Raw genomic sequence first — 15,876 nt, forward strand, 5'->3', positions numbered from 1 at the left:
AAGCGATGGTGCGCATGCAAGACATCGACGCTGCCTCCGTTGATGCATGGCTCGCCGCGAGGGCGCCGCTGCACACTGCGCAGGATGCTCAGCACACCGGCGTAGCTCTGATCGAGGAGTCCGGCGCTGACGAGGGCGCTGTGGTCGAGGCCGCTCGGGCCTGGCAGCGAGAGTGGTACGACGCGGGGTACGCCGAGTTGGGAGCAGCAGACGCCGCCGTTGTTCGCAGCGTCGCTGCGAACTACCGGCTTCCCGACCTGCGCCCGCTGTTGATCGGTCTGCACATCCTGGGGCCGGCGCTGCGGGAGCACGGGACGGCCGCACTGCAACGGCGGTACCTGACGCCGATCCTGCGCGGTGAGATCTTGGCTTGCCAGCTCTTCTCCGAGCCGGAGGCCGGATCGGACCTTGCCGGCGTACGTGCGAAGGCAGTTCGGGTGCCCGGGGGCTGGTCGGTCTCGGGCCAGAAGGTCTGGACCTCCAACGCTCACTTCGCCGACGTGGCCGAGTTGCTGGTGCGGACCGACTCGGCGTCGAGCAGGCACGCAGGTCTGTCGATGTTCGTCATGCACATGGATGCCCCGGGAGTCGACGTCCGCCCGTTGCGCCAGATGACGGGTGGAGCGGCCTTCAACGAAGTCTTCCTCAACGACGTGTTCGTGCCGGAGGAGAACCTCATCGGGGAGGAGGGGACTGGATGGCGGGTCGCGATGACCAGCCTCAGCGGCGAGCGGGCCGCGCTCGGCGGTGAGTTCGAGGCGGTGCCACCGCAGCTTGTCGAGAAGCTTGCCGCGATGGCTCTCCGGCGTGGCCGATCCGAAGACCCCCTGGTGTGGGGGTGTCTTGCTGACGCAGCGGTCGCCGACTTCGCGCATCGCGCAGTTGTCGAGCACGGCGCCGCGGACCCGCAGCTGGCGGGTGCCGCTGCGTCGGTGACCAAACTGATGGTTACCGACCTGCTGGAAGTAGTCACCTCGGCGGTGCTGGAGATCGGCGACGCAGAGGTGCTCCTCGAGCGCGGAGCCAGCATCGACGCGCAATGGTCCGAGTTCATTCTGGGCAAGCCTGGCGTCGCTATCGCCGGCGGCGCCAATGAGATCCAGAAGAATGTCATTGCCGAACGCCATCTCGGCCTTCCGAAGGGATGAAGTTGAGTAGTCGAGACGACCTTCGAGATATCCGAGCGGCGCTTTCGGACGTCCTCGACGCGGCGATGCCGACCAGTGCGATCAGGGCCGACGCCGCCAGTGCCCACGGATACGACAGGACCCTGTGGGCTGAGTTGGCCTCTGGGTTCGGCATCACCGGGATGCATGCCGCCGAAGGCGCGGAGGGTCCCTTGGATCTCGACCCGATCTGGGTGGTGGCTGAGTTGCTCGGTGCCCGTCTCGCGGCGCTGCCCTATTTGTCGACCGTTGTCCTGGGCACGCTGCCGTTGCTGCGAGCTGAACGGACCGATGCCGGCAGTGAAGTGCTGGGCGAGCTTCTCGAAGGACGCCTCACCGCGACGTCGGCCGAGCCGGTCCAGGGGTGGCGTCGGCACGAGGGCAGGCTCAGCGGCTCGTCGTCCGCTGTCCTGCACGGCACGGATAGTGACTGGATCCTGCTTGTCGACGACGGCCGCGTGTACGGCGTTCACGACCCGGCCGGAGTCACCCGAGAGCCGGTGGCGTCGATCGATCTGACCCGGCCCACGAGCGCCATCGACTTCCAGGAGGCTTCGCTCATCGAACTCGGCACGCTGAGCCTGGAACAGCAGGATCGGTGCCGAGCCGACCTGCTCACCTACCTCACCCACGAGTGCGCAGGCGGTCTGCGTCGGGTCAAGGACATGGCCGTGCAGCACCTCCGGGACCGGCACCAGTTCGGTGTTCCGCTCGGCTCCTTCCAAGCGCTGAAGCATCGTGCCGCGGACCTCGCAGTCGACACGGTCACGAGCACCGCGGTAGCCCGGGCCGCAGCCGCGGCGGTCAATACGCCGGCCTACCTTCCGGCTGCCGAGCGCGCCTTCTTGTTCGCCAGCGACGCCTACGTCCGGGCCGCCAGCTCCTCGTTGCACATGCACGGTGGGCTCGGGTTCACCTGGGAGTTCGACTCGCATCTGTACTACCGGCGGGCCTACGCGAGTACGGCGCTGGCCGGTCGGAGCTCGGCGACCCGCTGCCGGCTCGGGCAGCGCCTGATGGCCAGCGCATGAGAGCTGCTCAGAGATCGGCCGGTGCGCAGAGGCGACCCGCGACGGCGGTCGCGGCCGCCACGGCGGGGGAGACCAGGTGGGTGCGCGCGCCGGGGCCTTGCCGTCCCTCGAAGTTGCGGTTCGTGGTGGAGGCGGAGCGGTTGCCCGGGCCGAGTGCGTCGGGGTTCATCGCCGTGCACATCGAACAGCCCGCGCTGCGCCAGCTGAACCCGGCTGCGCGGAAGACGTCGGCCAGCCCGGCCGCCTCGGCCTGGTCGGCGACCAGACGTGAGCCGGGAACCACCAGGGCGTGGACGCCGTCGGCAACCCGGCGCCCGCGCAGCACGTCGGCAGCAGCCGCCAGGTCCTCGAACCGGCCGTTGGTGCAGGAGCCGATGAAGACGGTGTCGATCGCGATCTCGCGCATCGGCGTACCGGGGGCGAGGTCCATGTAGGCAAGGGCCTGCTCGATGCGGGCCCGGACGCTCGGATCGTCCTGCTGGTGGGGCTCGGGGACGTGCCCGTCCAGGGGCGCGGACTGGGAGGGATCGGTGCCCCAGGTGACGCGGGGCGAGATGTCGGCCGCGTCGATGCGTACGGTGCGCGCGAAGGTGGCGCCTTCGTCGGTACGCAGGGTCCGCCAGTGGGCGAGGGCCTGCTCCCAGAGGTCGCCGGAGGGTGCGTGCGGCCGTCCGGCCAGGTGCGCGAAGGTGGTCGCGTCGGGTGCGACCATGCCTGCCCGGGCGCCGCACTCGATGGTGAGGTTGCACAGCGTCATCCGCTGCTCCATCATCATCGCCTCCACCGCCGTGCCGCGGTACTCGATGACGTGGCCCGCGCCACCGTTGGTGCCGACGGTGGCGATGACGTGCAGCCCGACGTCCTTGGCCGTGACGCCGTCGGGGAGGGTGCCGACGATCTCCACCGCCATCGGCTCCGGCCGCTGCAACCACAGGGTCTGGGTGGCCATCACGTGCTCGACCTCGGAGGTGCCGATGCCGAAGGCGAGGGCACCGAAGGCGCCGTGGGTGGAGGTGTGCGAGTCGCCGCAGACGAGCGTGACGCCTGGTTGGCTGAGCCCCTGCTCCGGGCCGATGACATGGACGATGCCGTTGCCGCTGCTGCCCATCGGGTGGTGAGGGACGCCGAACTCCGCGCAGTTGCGGCGGACCAGCTCGACCTGCTGGCGGCTGAGCGGATCGCTGATCGGCTCGTCGTGGGCGAAGGTGGGGACGTTGTGGTCCTCGGTCGCCATGGTGAGGTCGGGGCGGCGTACCTTCCGTCCGGCCGTCCGCAGACCCTCGAAGGCCTGCGGCGAGGTCATCTCGTGCAGCAGGTGCACGTCGATGTAGAGCAGATCGGGCCCGCCGTCACCGGGGACGACGACGTGCTCGTCCCAGACCTTCGCGAAGAGGGTCCTCGGTGCGGCGGGCCCGCTGGGGCGCTGCATCCTCAGGCGTGCACCGGCTTGCGGCGGTCGGCCTCCGTGCGCGGCTTGGTGCCGACGTCATCGGGGCCGAACTCGCGCATCCAGGTGGCGAACTCGAGCAGGATCCCGTCGGGGTCCTGGAAGTAGAAGGAGCGGACGTAGACGTCGTCGTTCATCTCCAAGGCGACCTGCGTCGGGCTGTTGTCGTGGTTGACGATCGGGCCGACCTGGACGCCGGCAGCCTTCAGCTTGGCGCGGTACTCGGCGAACTTCTCCGCTGGTACGTCGAAGGCGACGTGGTTGAGGGAGCTGACCGCGCTGATCCACTCGCCGAAGCCGGGCTTCTCCTCGGGTGCGGAGATGCCGGGCACGCCGTCGGCGGCCTCGGTGAACCAGAAGAACGCCAACGAGTTGCCGTTGCCGGCGTCGAAGAAGAAGTGCTGGCCCAGGTTGTCGGGCAGGTCCAGCGACTTCAGCAACGGCATGCCGAGGATGCCGGAGTAGAAGTCGATGGTGCGCTGCATGTCGGAGCTGACGAGGGCGACGTGGTTGAAGCCGCGAAGCTCGAACTCGGTGTTGGTCATCGTGGGTCCTTTCTGTCAAACCTGAGACTAACATCAGATTCATAAAATGAACCAGGGGTACGACTGGATTTCGACAGTGGCTTCAGATTCACTTCTGGTCTGAGGTTGCGAGCAGAGGGGGAACAAGGCATGACCGAGAGCACGAGGCCGACCAAGCGCGGACGCCAGACCTTGGAGGCGATCGACGCGGCAGCGCGGAAGGTGATCGCTGAGAAGGGCTTCTTGAAGATGACGGTGGCTGACATCGTCAAAGAGGCAGGCAAGTCGCCGGCGTCGTTCTACAACTACTACGACTCCAAGGAAGCGCTGCTGGAGCACTGGGCGCGCCAGTTCCAGAGCGAGGCCCGCGACCGGGTCCTGGTTGCGGAGGAGTCGGCGCCGGCCGAGCCCTGGCCGCGGGTCCAGATCGCCGCGCGCGCTCACTGGGAGACCTACCGGGAGCGACTCGCCGAGATGGTCGGTGTCTATCAGCTGGCCATGATCAACGACGACTTCGCGAAGGTCTGGGACGACCTGTGCGAGGAGCCGATCGCCGGAATCGCCCGCTCGGTCGAGCGCGCGCAGGCGCGCGGCTATTGCCCGGGTGAGAACCCGCGCCTGGCGGCCGAGGCGATCGTCGCCATGCTCAATCAGTTCTGCTACGAGAAGCTGGCCAACGGCCGCGCTGCCACGGTCGACGACGAGGCGTGCATCGACACCTTGGCGGTCGTCTGGTTTCGGTCCATCTACTGGAAGCCCTAGGGCGGGCGCCGGGCGATCGGCTCGCCGGGCGCGCTGGACGCCGACCCCTCTGCTCTGTTATGAATCTGACATCAGATTCGATAGATCGGAGTGGTCATGGCCGTCGAGCGCACCTTCGTGGGGCTTCCCTCGCTCAACCTTCCGCGGGCAGGCGCCGGTGGACATCCCTGCCAGGGCGTCTACCACCGGCCCGCCGGCAGGAACCCCCGGATCGCCTTCATCGCGACCCACTACCAGATCGACTTCTCCGAGCACTACATGGCGGAGTTCCTGGCGGAGCGCGGTTTCGGCTTCCTCGGTTGGAACACGCGCTTCCGCGGCGACGAGGCGCACTTCCTGCTCGACCACGCGCTCTCCGACATCGGGGTGGGCGTTCGCTGGCTCAAGGAGGTGGCGGGCGCGGAGACCGTCGTGCTGCTGGGCAACTCCGGAGGCGGCTCCCTGATGGCGGCGTACCAGTCGCAGGCAGTGGAGCCGGTCGTGCGGCCCCTGGAGGGGATGCGGCTCGCCCGGGGCGCCGACGAGCTAGTCGCCGGTGATGCCTACATCTCGACCGCCGCGCACCTCGGTCGTCCGGACGTGCTCACGGCATGGATGGACGGGTCCGTGGTCGACGAGTCCGACCCCGTCGCGACCGACGCCAGCCTGGACCTCTTCAACCCGGCCAACGGGCCGGCGTACTCCGAGGAGTTCGTGGCTCGCTACCGCGCCGCGCAGACCACGCGCAACCACCGGATCACCGCGTGGGTCAAGGAGGAGCTCGCTCGGCTGACGGCCGCCGGCTACCACGACCGGCCCTTCTCGGTGGCGCGCACCTGGGCCGACCCGCGGATGGTCGACCCCACGTTGGAGCCGACCAGGCGTGAGCCCAACATGTGCTACGGCGGGGTGCCCGAGCGGGCCAACAAGTCGGTCTTCGGGATCGCCTCGGCCTGCACCCTGCGCACCTGGCTGTCGCTGTGGAGCCTTGAGGACTCGCAGACCCGAGCCCACGCCCACCTGCCGAAGATCACGGTGCCGGCGCTCGTCGTCAACGGCAACGCCGACACCGGCGTCTTTCCCAGCGACGCTGCCGCTATCCACGACCTGATCGGTGCGAGCGACAAGCAGGCACACGAGCTGGACGCCGACCACTACTTCCTCACCGACGGCGCGCGCGACGAGCTCGCCGACCTGGTGACGGCATGGGTGACCGAGCGCTTCGGCGCGGCCTGAGGGAGGCGCGATGACCTACGACCTGTGGGAGCGGCGGGAGCTCTTCAACGACGACCACCAGGCCTATCGAGGCGCCGTGCGTGCCTTCGCCGATCGTCAGCTCGTCGACGCCACACAGTGGGACGACGACGGCATGATCCCGCGCGAGCTCTGGCTGCGCGCTGGTGATCAGGGCCTGCTCGGGGTCAACGCCCCGTCGGAGTACGGCGGCGGCGGAGCGTTGCGCGACTTCGCGTTCCGGGTCGCGGCGATCGAGGAGCTGGCGCGGGCGGGAGCCTCCTCGTTCAACGCCGGCACCTCGTGCCATGCGGACATCGTGCTGCCCTATCTGGCGGCGCTCGCCACGCCGGAGCAGTCAGCGCGGTGGATGCCGCCGATGTGCTCGGGGGAGCTCATCGGCGCGATCGCGATGACCGAGCCCGGCGCGGGCTCCGACCTGCGCGGTATCCGCACGACCGCCCGGCCGACCGGCGACGGCTGGGTGCTCAACGGTGCCAAGACCTTCATCACCAACGGGATCTACAGCGGCCTCGTGGTCGTGGTGGCGCGCACCGATCCGGATCCCGCCGCCGGCTCGCGCGCCTTCAGCCTGCTCGTCGTCGAGGAGGGGATGGCCGGTTTCACCCGCGGTCGCAAGCTGGAGAAGGTCGGCCTGCGGGGCCAGGACACCGCGGAGCTGAACTTCACCGACGTCGAGGTGCCGGCCGGCAATGTTCTGGGCGAGGTCGGCCGCGGCTTGCACTACCTGATGGCCAACCTGCCCGTGGAGCGACTCAGCATCGCCGTGACGGCCTGCGCCGGCGCGCGAGCGGCACTCGACTGGACCCTCGACCACGTGCGCACCCGGGAGGCGTTCGGCCAGCGGATCGCCGACTTCCAGAACACCCAGTTCGCGGTCGCGGAGATGGTCACCGAGCTCGAGGTGACCCAGGCCTACGTCGACCGGGCAGTGGCGCGGCACGACGCGGGCGCGCTGACGCCGGTGGATGCGGCGAAGGCGAAGTGGTGGGCCACCGAGATGCACAAGCGGACCGTGGACCGGTGCCTGCAGCTCTTCGGCGGCTACGGCTACATGCTCGAGTACCCGATCGCCCGCGCCTATCTCGACACCCGGGTGACGACGATCTACGGCGGGACCACCGAGATCATGAAGCACCTGATCGCTCGCGACGTGCTCTGACCTCGCGCCCGCGGCGCCCGCGCCGCTCGCGTGACGAAGGCCACGTCGCTGGCCGATGTGCTTCCTTGCTCGCCTTGGTTTGTGGGGCTCCCCGGCCGGACAAGGTGGGTGCGGGAGGTCGGGGCAGGAGCCCTTGCCGCCACAGGGCTCGGAGCGAGCCTGTCTCGACGAAGGGAAGAACTCATGCGGATCACCAAGATCCTGGTCTCGGGCGTTGCAGTACTGGCCCTCGCCGGTGGACTCACCGCCTGTGGCGATGACACCAAGGACGACAAGAAGGACGACAGCAGCCAGACCACGCCGGAGGCGCCCACGGACGACGCACCTGCCGAGGACGAGGGCACCGACGAGGAGACCGCGACGACCGACGACGGCTCGGACCCCGAGGTCAGCAGCGGTGGCGATATCTCCGTCAAGGTCGACGGCAAGGAGGTGTCCGGTCTGGACACGTCCACCATCCAGTGCGCCAAGATGGGCGGCAAGATCAACGTCGGCAGCGCGGACGCCGGCTCGGGTCTGGGCCTGGTGATGACCGACGAGGCCACCCCGAAGGTGGAGTCCTTCGGTCTGCTGGTCGACGGCATCACGCTTGCCGTCGCTCCGGGCATGGGCTCGGCCGACGTCGCGGTCGACGGCAACACCTACACGATCACCGGTACGGCGCAGGGCACCGACTCGGCCAAGCCGACGGAGGTCGTCGAGAAGGACTTCGAGATCGTCGTCACCTGCGACTGATCTCGACCCGCTCGGACACGCGTCCCCGGTGCCACCCCTGTGTGGTGCCGGGGACGCTGTGCTTCTCGTGGTCAGGGTGCCTCTCGGTCACGGCAGGGTGTCGGGTCACCCGGTCGTCGGCGTCCCGCCGAGCCAGGTGCGGGAGTGGACCGCGAAGAGGTTCCACACGAGGTAGAGCCAGAGCAGCACGAAGCCGAGCTCGGCGTAGCCGACGATCTGGTCGGAGTCGGCGGCATAGCCGACGGGCACCATCGCGGTGACGATGACCGCGAGGGTGAGGGAGAGGCCGAATCGGCCGGCGACCTTTCGGTCCACCGGCTTCTGCCCGCGGGCGGCGGCGATCAGGGCTCGTGAGAGCAGCACGACGAAGAGCAGGTCCGGAAGCGAAGTCGCCCACTTGAGCGCCAGCTCCGTGTCGGCCACCCAGTCCTTCGCCTGCGGCACCCAGAGCACCGCAGACGTGACCAGCGCCAGCGCCGCCGACGCGACGAGGGCGCGGCGCTCTGGCAGCGGCAGTGCCGCGACGCCCCAGATCACCAAGGTCCAGCCGATCGGGTCGGGCAGGGTGTCGACCCGCCCCAGAGTGTCGAGGGCGACGAGCACCAGGCCCATCGCCACCCGTTGCAGTGGAGTCATCGGACGGCGGTTGGCCAGTGCCTCCTTGACCACGGACTCGTCGCTGCTCACGGAGGTCAGGCTAGTGGTCGACGGCCCTCAGGTCGCGCCGAGGCGGGTCCAAGCGTCGCCACGGGCGCGCCACACCAAGGTGACGCAGCGACCACCCATGAACGCGACGCAGAAGGCGGCCCACACCGCTACCAAGCCGGTCGCCAGGAGCGCGAACGGGGCGTAGAGCAGGAAGACCAGGCCGCCTGCCCAGGCCAGGTAGGTGCCGTCGCCGGCGCCGATCAGCACGCCGTCGAGCACGAAGACGACGCCGGCGATCGGCTGGACGAGGGCGGCGACCAGCAGCACCGGTGCGAGCTGGTCGACCACGGCGGTGTCGCTGGAGAAGAGGTGGCCGGCGACCGGGCTCAGCAGGGCCAGGCCGATGCCGGTGACCACCCCGGACCACACGCCCCACCAGACCATCCGACGGGTCAGCCGTCGCGTCGAGTCCAGGTCGCCCGCCCCGAGAGCCCGACCGGTCAACGCCTGCGCGGCGATGGCCAGCGAGTCGAGGACGAATGCCAGGAACGACCAGATCGCGAAGGCCAGGTTGTGTGCGGCCAGGGAGGTGTCGTCGCCGGCCTGCACGACGGCGTACGTCGTCACCAGGAGGGAGGCCCGCAGGGTGAGGGTACGGATCAGCAGGGGTACGGCGGCCCGCCCGGCGGCGGCGACGCCGGCCAGGTCAGGCCGGAGCGTGGCCTGGTGACGACGGGCGCCCCGCACCACGACGACGGTGAGGCCGACGGCCATCAGAGTCTGGGCGAGCACCGTGCCCCAGGCGGATCCGACCAGACCCAGCGCCGGCACCGGGCCGATGCCACGGACGAGCGCCAGGTTGAACGCGATGTTGAGCAGGTTGCCGGCCGCGGCGGCGATCAGCGGCGTGCGGGTGTCCTGGAGCCCCCGGAGCACGCCGGTCGCGGCGAGGACGACCAGGAGCGGCACAGTGCCGACGAACGCCACCCGCAGGTAGGAGGCGGCGTCCTCGGTGATGCCGCGGTCAGCGCCGAAGAGCCCGACCAGGTCGGTGGCCGCGGCGACGCCGACCGCAGTGACCACCGTGCCGATCAGCACCGCCAACCAGATGCCGTCGATGCCCTGGGTCAGGGCCCCCCGCAGGTCTCCGGCCCCGAGGCGTCGAGCGACCGAGGCGGTGGTGCCGTAGGCAAGGAAGATGCACAGTCCGATCGCCGTCGTGATCACCGCGCCGGCGACGCCCAGGGCGGCGAGCTCGGTGGTGCCGAGGTGACCGATGATCGAGGCGTCGGCGAGCAGGAAGAGCGGTTCGGAGACCAGGGCGAGGAACGCGGGGACCGCGAGCGCCAGGATCTCCCGATCGGTGGCGTTGATCCTCACGAGATGGCGGTGGTCAACATGGCACCGAGGATCATCGCGAGGATGAACGCGATGCCACCGGTCAGTGGCCGTGCCCAGGGGCTGGGTGGCCGCTGCAGCGTGGCGCCGGAGCTGAGCAGGTAGATCGGTACGCCCACCAACGGCAAGCTGGACAGCCAGAACCAGGCCCAGCGGGTGGCCCGCCATGGGGTCGGGGCCAGGATCAGGTGGGCCAGGCTGCCGAGGCCCGTGATCAGTCCCAGCCAGAGCACCCACGAGGGGAGGCTGCGCCCGTAGCCGGTCGAGGACGTGTCGGGCAGGTCGGCTCTGGTGACGGTGGCGTGGGGCACGCGGGCCTCGACCTCGGCCCGGACGTCACGCATCTTCACCTCGGCGTCGGCAGCCGCGAACGGTGCGACGAGAGCCAGGCCGGACTCCTCGCTGCCCACGTAATGAATGCCGGTGCGCTTCACCGCAGTGGTCTCGACGACCGCGGTCTCGTAGGTGCGCCATCCCTGATGCCAGACGATCCTGACCATGGCTGCGTAGCTCTCGCCGGTGGTTCGGAGGGAGGCGTCTCGGTCGTGACCGCCGAAGATCTGCACCGAGTCGACCTTGGCTGCCGATGACTCGAAGTCAGCCCACCGGGCCGGCGCGGGTGCCAGGAACCACTGCACGACGACGAACAGCCAGCAGGCCAGCAGCGCCCAGCCCGCCCAGCGCACCAGTCGCCCGCGGGGCTGCTGCGTGAGTGCCGGCGTACGGGGCTCGGCGGTGGGGGCGCTGATCGTCACGGGCTCATGGTCCCAGACCCGACCGACAGGGTGCGGAGGGGTCAGCGCAGGTGCCGCCGTACGTCGCCGGGACGGTCGGTGACCAGCCCGTCGGCGCCGATACGACGCAACCGCCGCCACTGCCGCGGGTCGTTGGTCACCCGACCGATGACGGTGAGGCCGTCACGATGCAGGCGGGTGACTCGCGACCGGGTGAGGACGCGGGCGGGTACGTGGATGACGTCGAGGCCGGCGCGTCGGGCACTGAGGGCATGGGACCAGCGGGTGCCGATCCAGCCGGTGCGCAGGGTCGGGTCCTGGCGCTCGAGACGGCGCAGGGCGGAGAGGCTGAAGGAGATCACCGTGCTCTGCCGACGCATGCCGTGTCGCCGGATCCGGTGCGCCAGCGTGCTCAGGTCATCGGCCCTCCATCCTCTCCCGTCCTTGATCTCGATCACCGCCTGCTGGTGGTTGCGGTGCATCCAGGCGAGTGCGTCGTCGAGGCTCGGCACGCGCTCGCGATGACGCCCGCGGCAGTGCCTCCGCAGCCAGCGAGCGCGGGCGCGGTCGACGCGGACGGTGCAAGTGGTGGTACGCCGCAATGACGGATCGTGCATGAGAACGATCCGCCGGTCTGCGGTCAGGCGTACGTCGAACTCCGACCCGTGGGCACCGGCTCGGTCAGCGCGGCGCAGTGCCTCGATGGTGTTCTCGGTGATGCCCGGCCCGGGGTCACCGCGGTGACCGACCACCCGGAAGTCGGCGGGCCGCACGCGCAGCGGTTCGGCCGCATGGCCGCCTGCAGGAAGGAGGGTGGGCTGGAGGGCGAGGAGGGTTGTCAGAAGGGAAAGAAGAAGCTGCGGCACGAGGCGGTCCGAGGGTTCGACGAGGTGGGAGGATCCCTCGCCGAGACGGGGGAGACCCGTGCGGATCGGCACCGGGGCCGGACTCCTGAGGGATTGGCGGGAGTGATGGTGCTCCTGCGACGCATGTCGCCGGCGCTGCCTGTGCACAACCTGGGTGTAACTGTGGGAACCGGACACCTGTTCGGCGCTTTGTCGACAAAGAAACTCCCGAACGCTCCATGACCATCAGGTGAACGAGATTTCTTTCAACAACTTCTTGTCCACAGCTGTGAGTAGGCATTACTGCAGGTCAGAGGCGAGTTCTTGTTCGACGCAGCCCAGAATCCACAGGCTGCTCCCCAGGCTGTGCACAGCAACACGCCGTTCGTCCACGTCCTCGTCGAAGTTTTCCACAGGCGCCTGTGGACAGGCTGCTTCCACCGGAGCTGCGCGGCGTCGTACTGTCGCGCGACGGCATCCCCTGGAGCCCCTGTGCCGGGGGTGTTCGCTACACCTGGGTGGGACGAGACGGTTGGGGAAGGAGTGCTGCGGTGAGCGTGGACGATCACGTCGACAGCCTCCCTCCGGAGTACGAGGAGTGGGGCGACGGGCCGGCCGCCTACGAGCCCGGCCAGGCTCCCCGCGACCCAGGCGACCGCACCCCGCCCTCGGACAACGCGGCCGAGCAGAGCGTGCTGGGCGCGATGCTGCTCAGCAAGGACGCGATCGCCGACGTCAGTGAGGTGATGCGCGGTGCCGACTTCTATCGGCCGGCGCACGAGACCATCCACGACGCGATCATCGATCTCTACGGCCGTGGTGAGCCCGCCGACCCGGTGACCGTCGCCGCCGAGCTGCAGCGGCGCGGTGAGCTGCAGGGGGTCGGCGGCGCGCCGTACCTGCACATGCTGGCGGCGAACGTGCCGATCGCCTCCAACGCGGAGTACTACGCGGAGATCGTCCGGGAGAAGGCGATCCTGCGACGCATGGTCAACGCCGGCACCCGGATCGTGCAGATCGGGTACGCCGGCGAGGGCGACGTCGACCTGCTGGTCGACGAGGCGCAGGCCGAGGTCTACAAGATCACCGACAAGCGGGCCGCCGAGGACTATGCCCCGCTGGCCGACATCATGGAGGGCGTCCTCGACGAGATCGAGGCGATCGGCAACCGGGAGGAGGGCATCTACGGCGTGCCCACCGGCTTCGCCGATCTCGATGAGCTGACCAACGGCCTGCACGCCGGGCAGATGATCATCGTCGCGGCGCGTCCCGCCATGGGCAAGGCCCTCGCTCTCGACACCCCGCTGCCGACCCCCACCGGTTGGACCACGATGGGGGAGATCGTCGTCGGTGACGAACTGCTCGACGCTCAAGGTCGACCGACCCGCGTGGTCGCTGCCACGGACGTCATGGTCGACCGGCCATGTTTCGAGGTGGCGTTCTCCGACGGTTCACGCATCGTCGCAGACGCCGAGCACCAGTGGCTGACGGAGTCACGTGCGGCGCGCAAGTCGGAATGGGCTGCGCGAAACAACTACAACCGCACGAAGAACCAGCGCACGTTCGCGTCCGTGGTCACGACCGAAGAGATTGCGAAGTCCGTGCGGGTGGGCAAGGAGGCGCGTGCTGATCACGCCGTCCTCAATGCAGCGCCGCTGGAGTTGCCCGAGGCGGATCTGCCGATTGAGCCCTACGTCTTGGGTGCCTGGCTGGGCGACGGGCACAGTGCCGGCGGCCGGATCACCTCTGAGACTCCTGAGATCCCCATGTTCATCGAGGCGCTCGGCTACGACGTCACGCCGCTGGGCGACATGCTGTTCAGCATCAGACTTCCCGAAGCGACGCCGGCGACCGATGGCACCTGCCCAGATTGTGGTGACCGTTGCACGGGACGCTACCTGTGTCAGAGGTGTCGTGACGACCACGGAACCTTCACGGCCCTGCTCCGGCAGGTGGGTGTGCTCGGCGACAAACATGTGCCCGATCGCTACCTTCGCGCCTCGGAGGAGCAGCGGCGAGAGTTGCTCGCTGGACTGATGGACACGGACGGCGGCGTTGTGCGCGGTGTCGGTTCATGTCAGTTCGTGGTAACCAATCGTAGGCTCGCTCAGGGCGTCTTCGAGCTCATCGTGTCGCTGGGCTACCGCTGCGGGTGGCGCGAGAAGAAGGTGCATGGGAGGAGCCCGGAGTCATCGACGGCTTTCATCCTCAACTTCTCGACGGTCGACGATGTTTTCAGACTGGAACGCAAACGCCTGCTACACAAGGAAGAGCGGCCCTCGGACACGCGTCGTATCGGGCGGCGCTACATCAGGGAAGTGCGTCCGGTCCCATCGGTTCCGGTGCGATGCGTCCAGGTCGACAACGACCAGCACCTGTATCTTGCCGGCCGGTCGATGATTCCCACCCACAACTCGACCCTGGCTCTGGACCTGTGCCGGGCTGCGTCGATCCACAACGGCATGTCGAGCGTCTTCTTCAGCCTCGAGATGAACAAGTCCGAGATCACGATGCGTCTGCTCTCGGCTGAGGCGAAGGTGCCGCTCAACCACATCCGCAACGGCAACATGAACGACGACGACTGGGCGCGGCTGGCACGCAAGATGGGCGAGGTGTCGTCGGCGCCGATGTTCATCGACGACAGTCCGAACATGACGATGATGGAGATCCGCTCCAAGGCACGTCGACTCAAGCAGAACCATGACCTGCGGCTCATCGTGATCGACTACATGCAGCTGATGACGTCCGGCAAGAAGGTCGAGTCCCGTCAGCTCGAGGTCTCGGAGTTCTCCCGTCAGATCAAGCTGCTCGCCAAGGAGCTCGAGGTGCCGATCATTGCCCTCTCGCAGCTCAACCGTGGCCCCGAGCAGCGCGCCGACAAGAAGCCGGCGATGTCTGACCTCCGTGAGTCCGGCTCGCTGGAGCAGGACGCCGACATGGTGATCCTGCTGCACCGCGAGGACGTCTACGAGAAGGAGTCCACCCGCCCCGGCGAGGCGGACCTGATCGTGGCCAAGCACCGTAACGGACCCACCCGCGACATCACCGTCGCCTTCCAGGGGCACTACAGCCGGTTCGTAGACATGGCGCACTGACGGCTGCGGCTTGTCTGCGCGTCTGCGCAATCGGGAGGCGCAGGCCGATGACGAGCGACGGCTCCGCACCCCCACCGATGTCGGGCACCATCACCTGGGAGCATGGCCCTGGTGAGCAGCCTCTTCCTCGTCGAACTCGACGGCATGCAGCAATCCGCGGTGGACCTTGCTGACCCTGCGCGCCTGATCTTCGACTACGCCCGTCGCGTCGGCGACGTGATCGATGCGATGCCAGCCGGGCCCTTGCGGGTCTTGCACATCGGTGGGGCCGCGATGACTCTCCCGCGCTACGTCGACCACATGCGCCCCCGCTCGCTCCAGGTCGTTCTCGAGCCGGCTATCGACGTGATCGACCACGTGCTTGAGGAGGCGCCGCTGCCTCCCGGCATCCGCATCGACATCCGTCCGGTGACGGGCCAGGTCGGCATCAAGGAGTTGCGAACCGCAAGCCAGGACGTGGTCATTCTCGACGCGTTCGAGGATGGCGTCGTGCCTCCCGAGTTGACCTCGGCGGCCTTCGTCGCGGAGGTGCGCCGGGTTCTGGCCCCAGGCGGGGTCTTCGTCACGAACCTGATCGACTGCCCGCCGTACCCACGTGTTCGACCGTTCGTCGAGACTGCTCGCAACTTCGGCGGACTCCTCATCGTGGTGGAGCCGGCGACGATGAAGGGCCGTCGCGAAGGCAACATGGTCATCGTGTGCGGAGCCGTTCCCCCAGGAGCGTTCGACGATTCAGGTGAGGCCGGCTACCGCGTCTTTCGAGGAGCTGAGGTCGCCGACGCGTTCAGCGTTCGCTGAGGAAGGGGGACTCGCCGTCGAGACCCCGAGAGGGAGCGTGAGGGTCAACGACGTGGGCCGGTGAGATTCACCCGCACCAGGCACTGGCGGAGTACCGGCGGAAGTCGGGGATTGACGCCAAGCTGGTCGCAGCGCAGTACCGCAGCGAGCGAGACCGTCTGCTCCACCAACTCCGTGCCGAGGATCCCGGGCGTTGGAGCTACTCCGCCCTTGCTGCCGCGGCTGGCTGCAGCCGGGAGCTGATCGCGCTCGTGCTTCGGCGCTCACGTTGACCGTACGGGTGCACGGGCGTGCCGTG

14 protein-coding genes and 1 pseudogene are annotated in these 15,876 nt (G+C 68.7%); 9 read left to right on the top strand and 6 right to left on the bottom strand.

The annotated features are described in order from the left end of the window. Positions 1-5 precede the first annotated feature (5 nt). Positions 6-1,148 (top strand): acyl-CoA dehydrogenase family protein, encoded by a 1,143-nt coding sequence (locus DNK54_RS11940; protein ID WP_110207206.1) that lies wholly within the window; start codon positions 6-8, stop codon positions 1,146-1,148. Positions 1,149-1,150: 2 nt separating this feature from the next. Beyond that, on the top strand, positions 1,151-2,197 hold the full coding sequence (locus tag DNK54_RS11945; RefSeq protein WP_162602418.1) for an acyl-CoA dehydrogenase family protein: 1,047 nt from the start codon (positions 1,151-1,153) through the stop codon (positions 2,195-2,197). Between the two features lie 7 nt (positions 2,198-2,204). Here the strand turns inward: DNK54_RS11945 and leuC are convergent, their stop codons facing one another. Next, the gene (gene leuC, locus DNK54_RS11950) at positions 2,205-3,626 is read right to left on the bottom strand and encodes a 3-isopropylmalate dehydratase large subunit (RefSeq protein WP_110207208.1); all 1,422 of its coding nucleotides are present in this window, start codon (positions 3,624-3,626) and stop codon (positions 2,205-2,207) included. A 2-nt stretch (positions 3,627-3,628) separates the two neighbouring features. Continuing rightward, on the bottom strand, positions 3,629-4,189 hold the full coding sequence (locus tag DNK54_RS11955) for a VOC family protein (RefSeq protein WP_110207209.1): 561 nt from the start codon (positions 4,187-4,189) through the stop codon (positions 3,629-3,631). A 129-nt stretch (positions 4,190-4,318) separates the two neighbouring features. On the opposite strand from DNK54_RS11955, the gene DNK54_RS11960 reads away from it, so the two are divergent. From DNK54_RS11960 to DNK54_RS11975, 4 genes are all read left to right on the top strand, one after another. Further along, positions 4,319-4,930, top strand: a complete 612-nt coding sequence (locus DNK54_RS11960) for a TetR/AcrR family transcriptional regulator (protein ID WP_110207210.1) — start codon at positions 4,319-4,321, stop codon at positions 4,928-4,930. 96 nt (positions 4,931-5,026) lie between these two features. After that, complete coding sequence (locus DNK54_RS11965; RefSeq protein WP_110207211.1) at positions 5,027-6,145, top strand: alpha/beta hydrolase; 1,119 nt, start codon at positions 5,027-5,029, stop codon at positions 6,143-6,145. A gap of 10 nt (positions 6,146-6,155) precedes the next feature. Beyond that, positions 6,156-7,325, top strand: coding sequence for an acyl-CoA dehydrogenase family protein (locus DNK54_RS11970; RefSeq protein WP_110207212.1), 1,170 nt, complete (start codon positions 6,156-6,158; stop codon positions 7,323-7,325). A gap of 183 nt (positions 7,326-7,508) precedes the next feature. Next, a complete protein-coding gene (locus DNK54_RS11975; protein WP_110207213.1) occupies positions 7,509-8,060 on the top strand; it encodes a lipoprotein LpqH in 552 nt (183 codons plus the stop codon). 105 nt (positions 8,061-8,165) lie between these two features. On the opposite strand, the gene DNK54_RS11980 is transcribed toward DNK54_RS11975, so the two are convergent. Genes DNK54_RS11980 through DNK54_RS11990 form a run of 4 tightly spaced genes read right to left on the bottom strand, consistent with a single transcriptional unit; the run spans position 8,166 to position 11,778 of the window. Continuing rightward, positions 8,166-8,747: a hypothetical protein gene (locus DNK54_RS11980; protein ID WP_110207214.1), complete on the bottom strand. Its 582-nt coding sequence runs from the start codon at positions 8,745-8,747 to the stop codon at positions 8,166-8,168. A 27-nt stretch (positions 8,748-8,774) separates the two neighbouring features. Next, positions 8,775-10,088, bottom strand: a complete 1,314-nt coding sequence (locus DNK54_RS11985) for an MATE family efflux transporter (protein WP_239460059.1) — start codon at positions 10,086-10,088, stop codon at positions 8,775-8,777. After that, positions 10,085-10,861: a DUF368 domain-containing protein gene (locus DNK54_RS21490; RefSeq protein ID WP_239460060.1), complete on the bottom strand. Its 777-nt coding sequence runs from the start codon at positions 10,859-10,861 to the stop codon at positions 10,085-10,087. Before DNK54_RS21490 ends, DNK54_RS11985 begins: the two co-directional genes overlap by 4 nt. 41 nt (positions 10,862-10,902) lie before the next feature. Continuing rightward, positions 10,903-11,778: a glycerophosphodiester phosphodiesterase gene (locus tag DNK54_RS11990; protein ID WP_162602419.1), complete on the bottom strand. Its 876-nt coding sequence runs from the start codon at positions 11,776-11,778 to the stop codon at positions 10,903-10,905. A 611-nt stretch (positions 11,779-12,389) separates the two neighbouring features. On the opposite strand from DNK54_RS11990, the gene dnaB reads away from it, so the two are divergent. From dnaB to DNK54_RS21825, 3 genes and pseudogenes are all read left to right on the top strand, one after another. Further along, entirely contained in the window at positions 12,390-14,780 is a 2,391-nt protein-coding gene (dnaB, locus tag DNK54_RS11995; protein ID WP_239460091.1) for a replicative DNA helicase, read from the top strand. Between the two features lie 102 nt (positions 14,781-14,882). Further along, on the top strand, positions 14,883-15,578 hold the full coding sequence (locus DNK54_RS12000; protein WP_110207218.1) for a spermidine synthase: 696 nt from the start codon (positions 14,883-14,885) through the stop codon (positions 15,576-15,578). Between the two features lie 59 nt (positions 15,579-15,637). Then, positions 15,638-15,850, top strand: a pseudogene (locus DNK54_RS21825) (hypothetical protein); the annotation flags it as partial. Positions 15,851-15,876 lie beyond the last annotated feature (26 nt).

Source organism: Nocardioides daejeonensis (assembly GCF_003194585.1).
GTDB classification, from domain to species: Bacteria; Actinomycetota; Actinomycetes; order Propionibacteriales; family Nocardioidaceae; genus Nocardioides; species Nocardioides daejeonensis.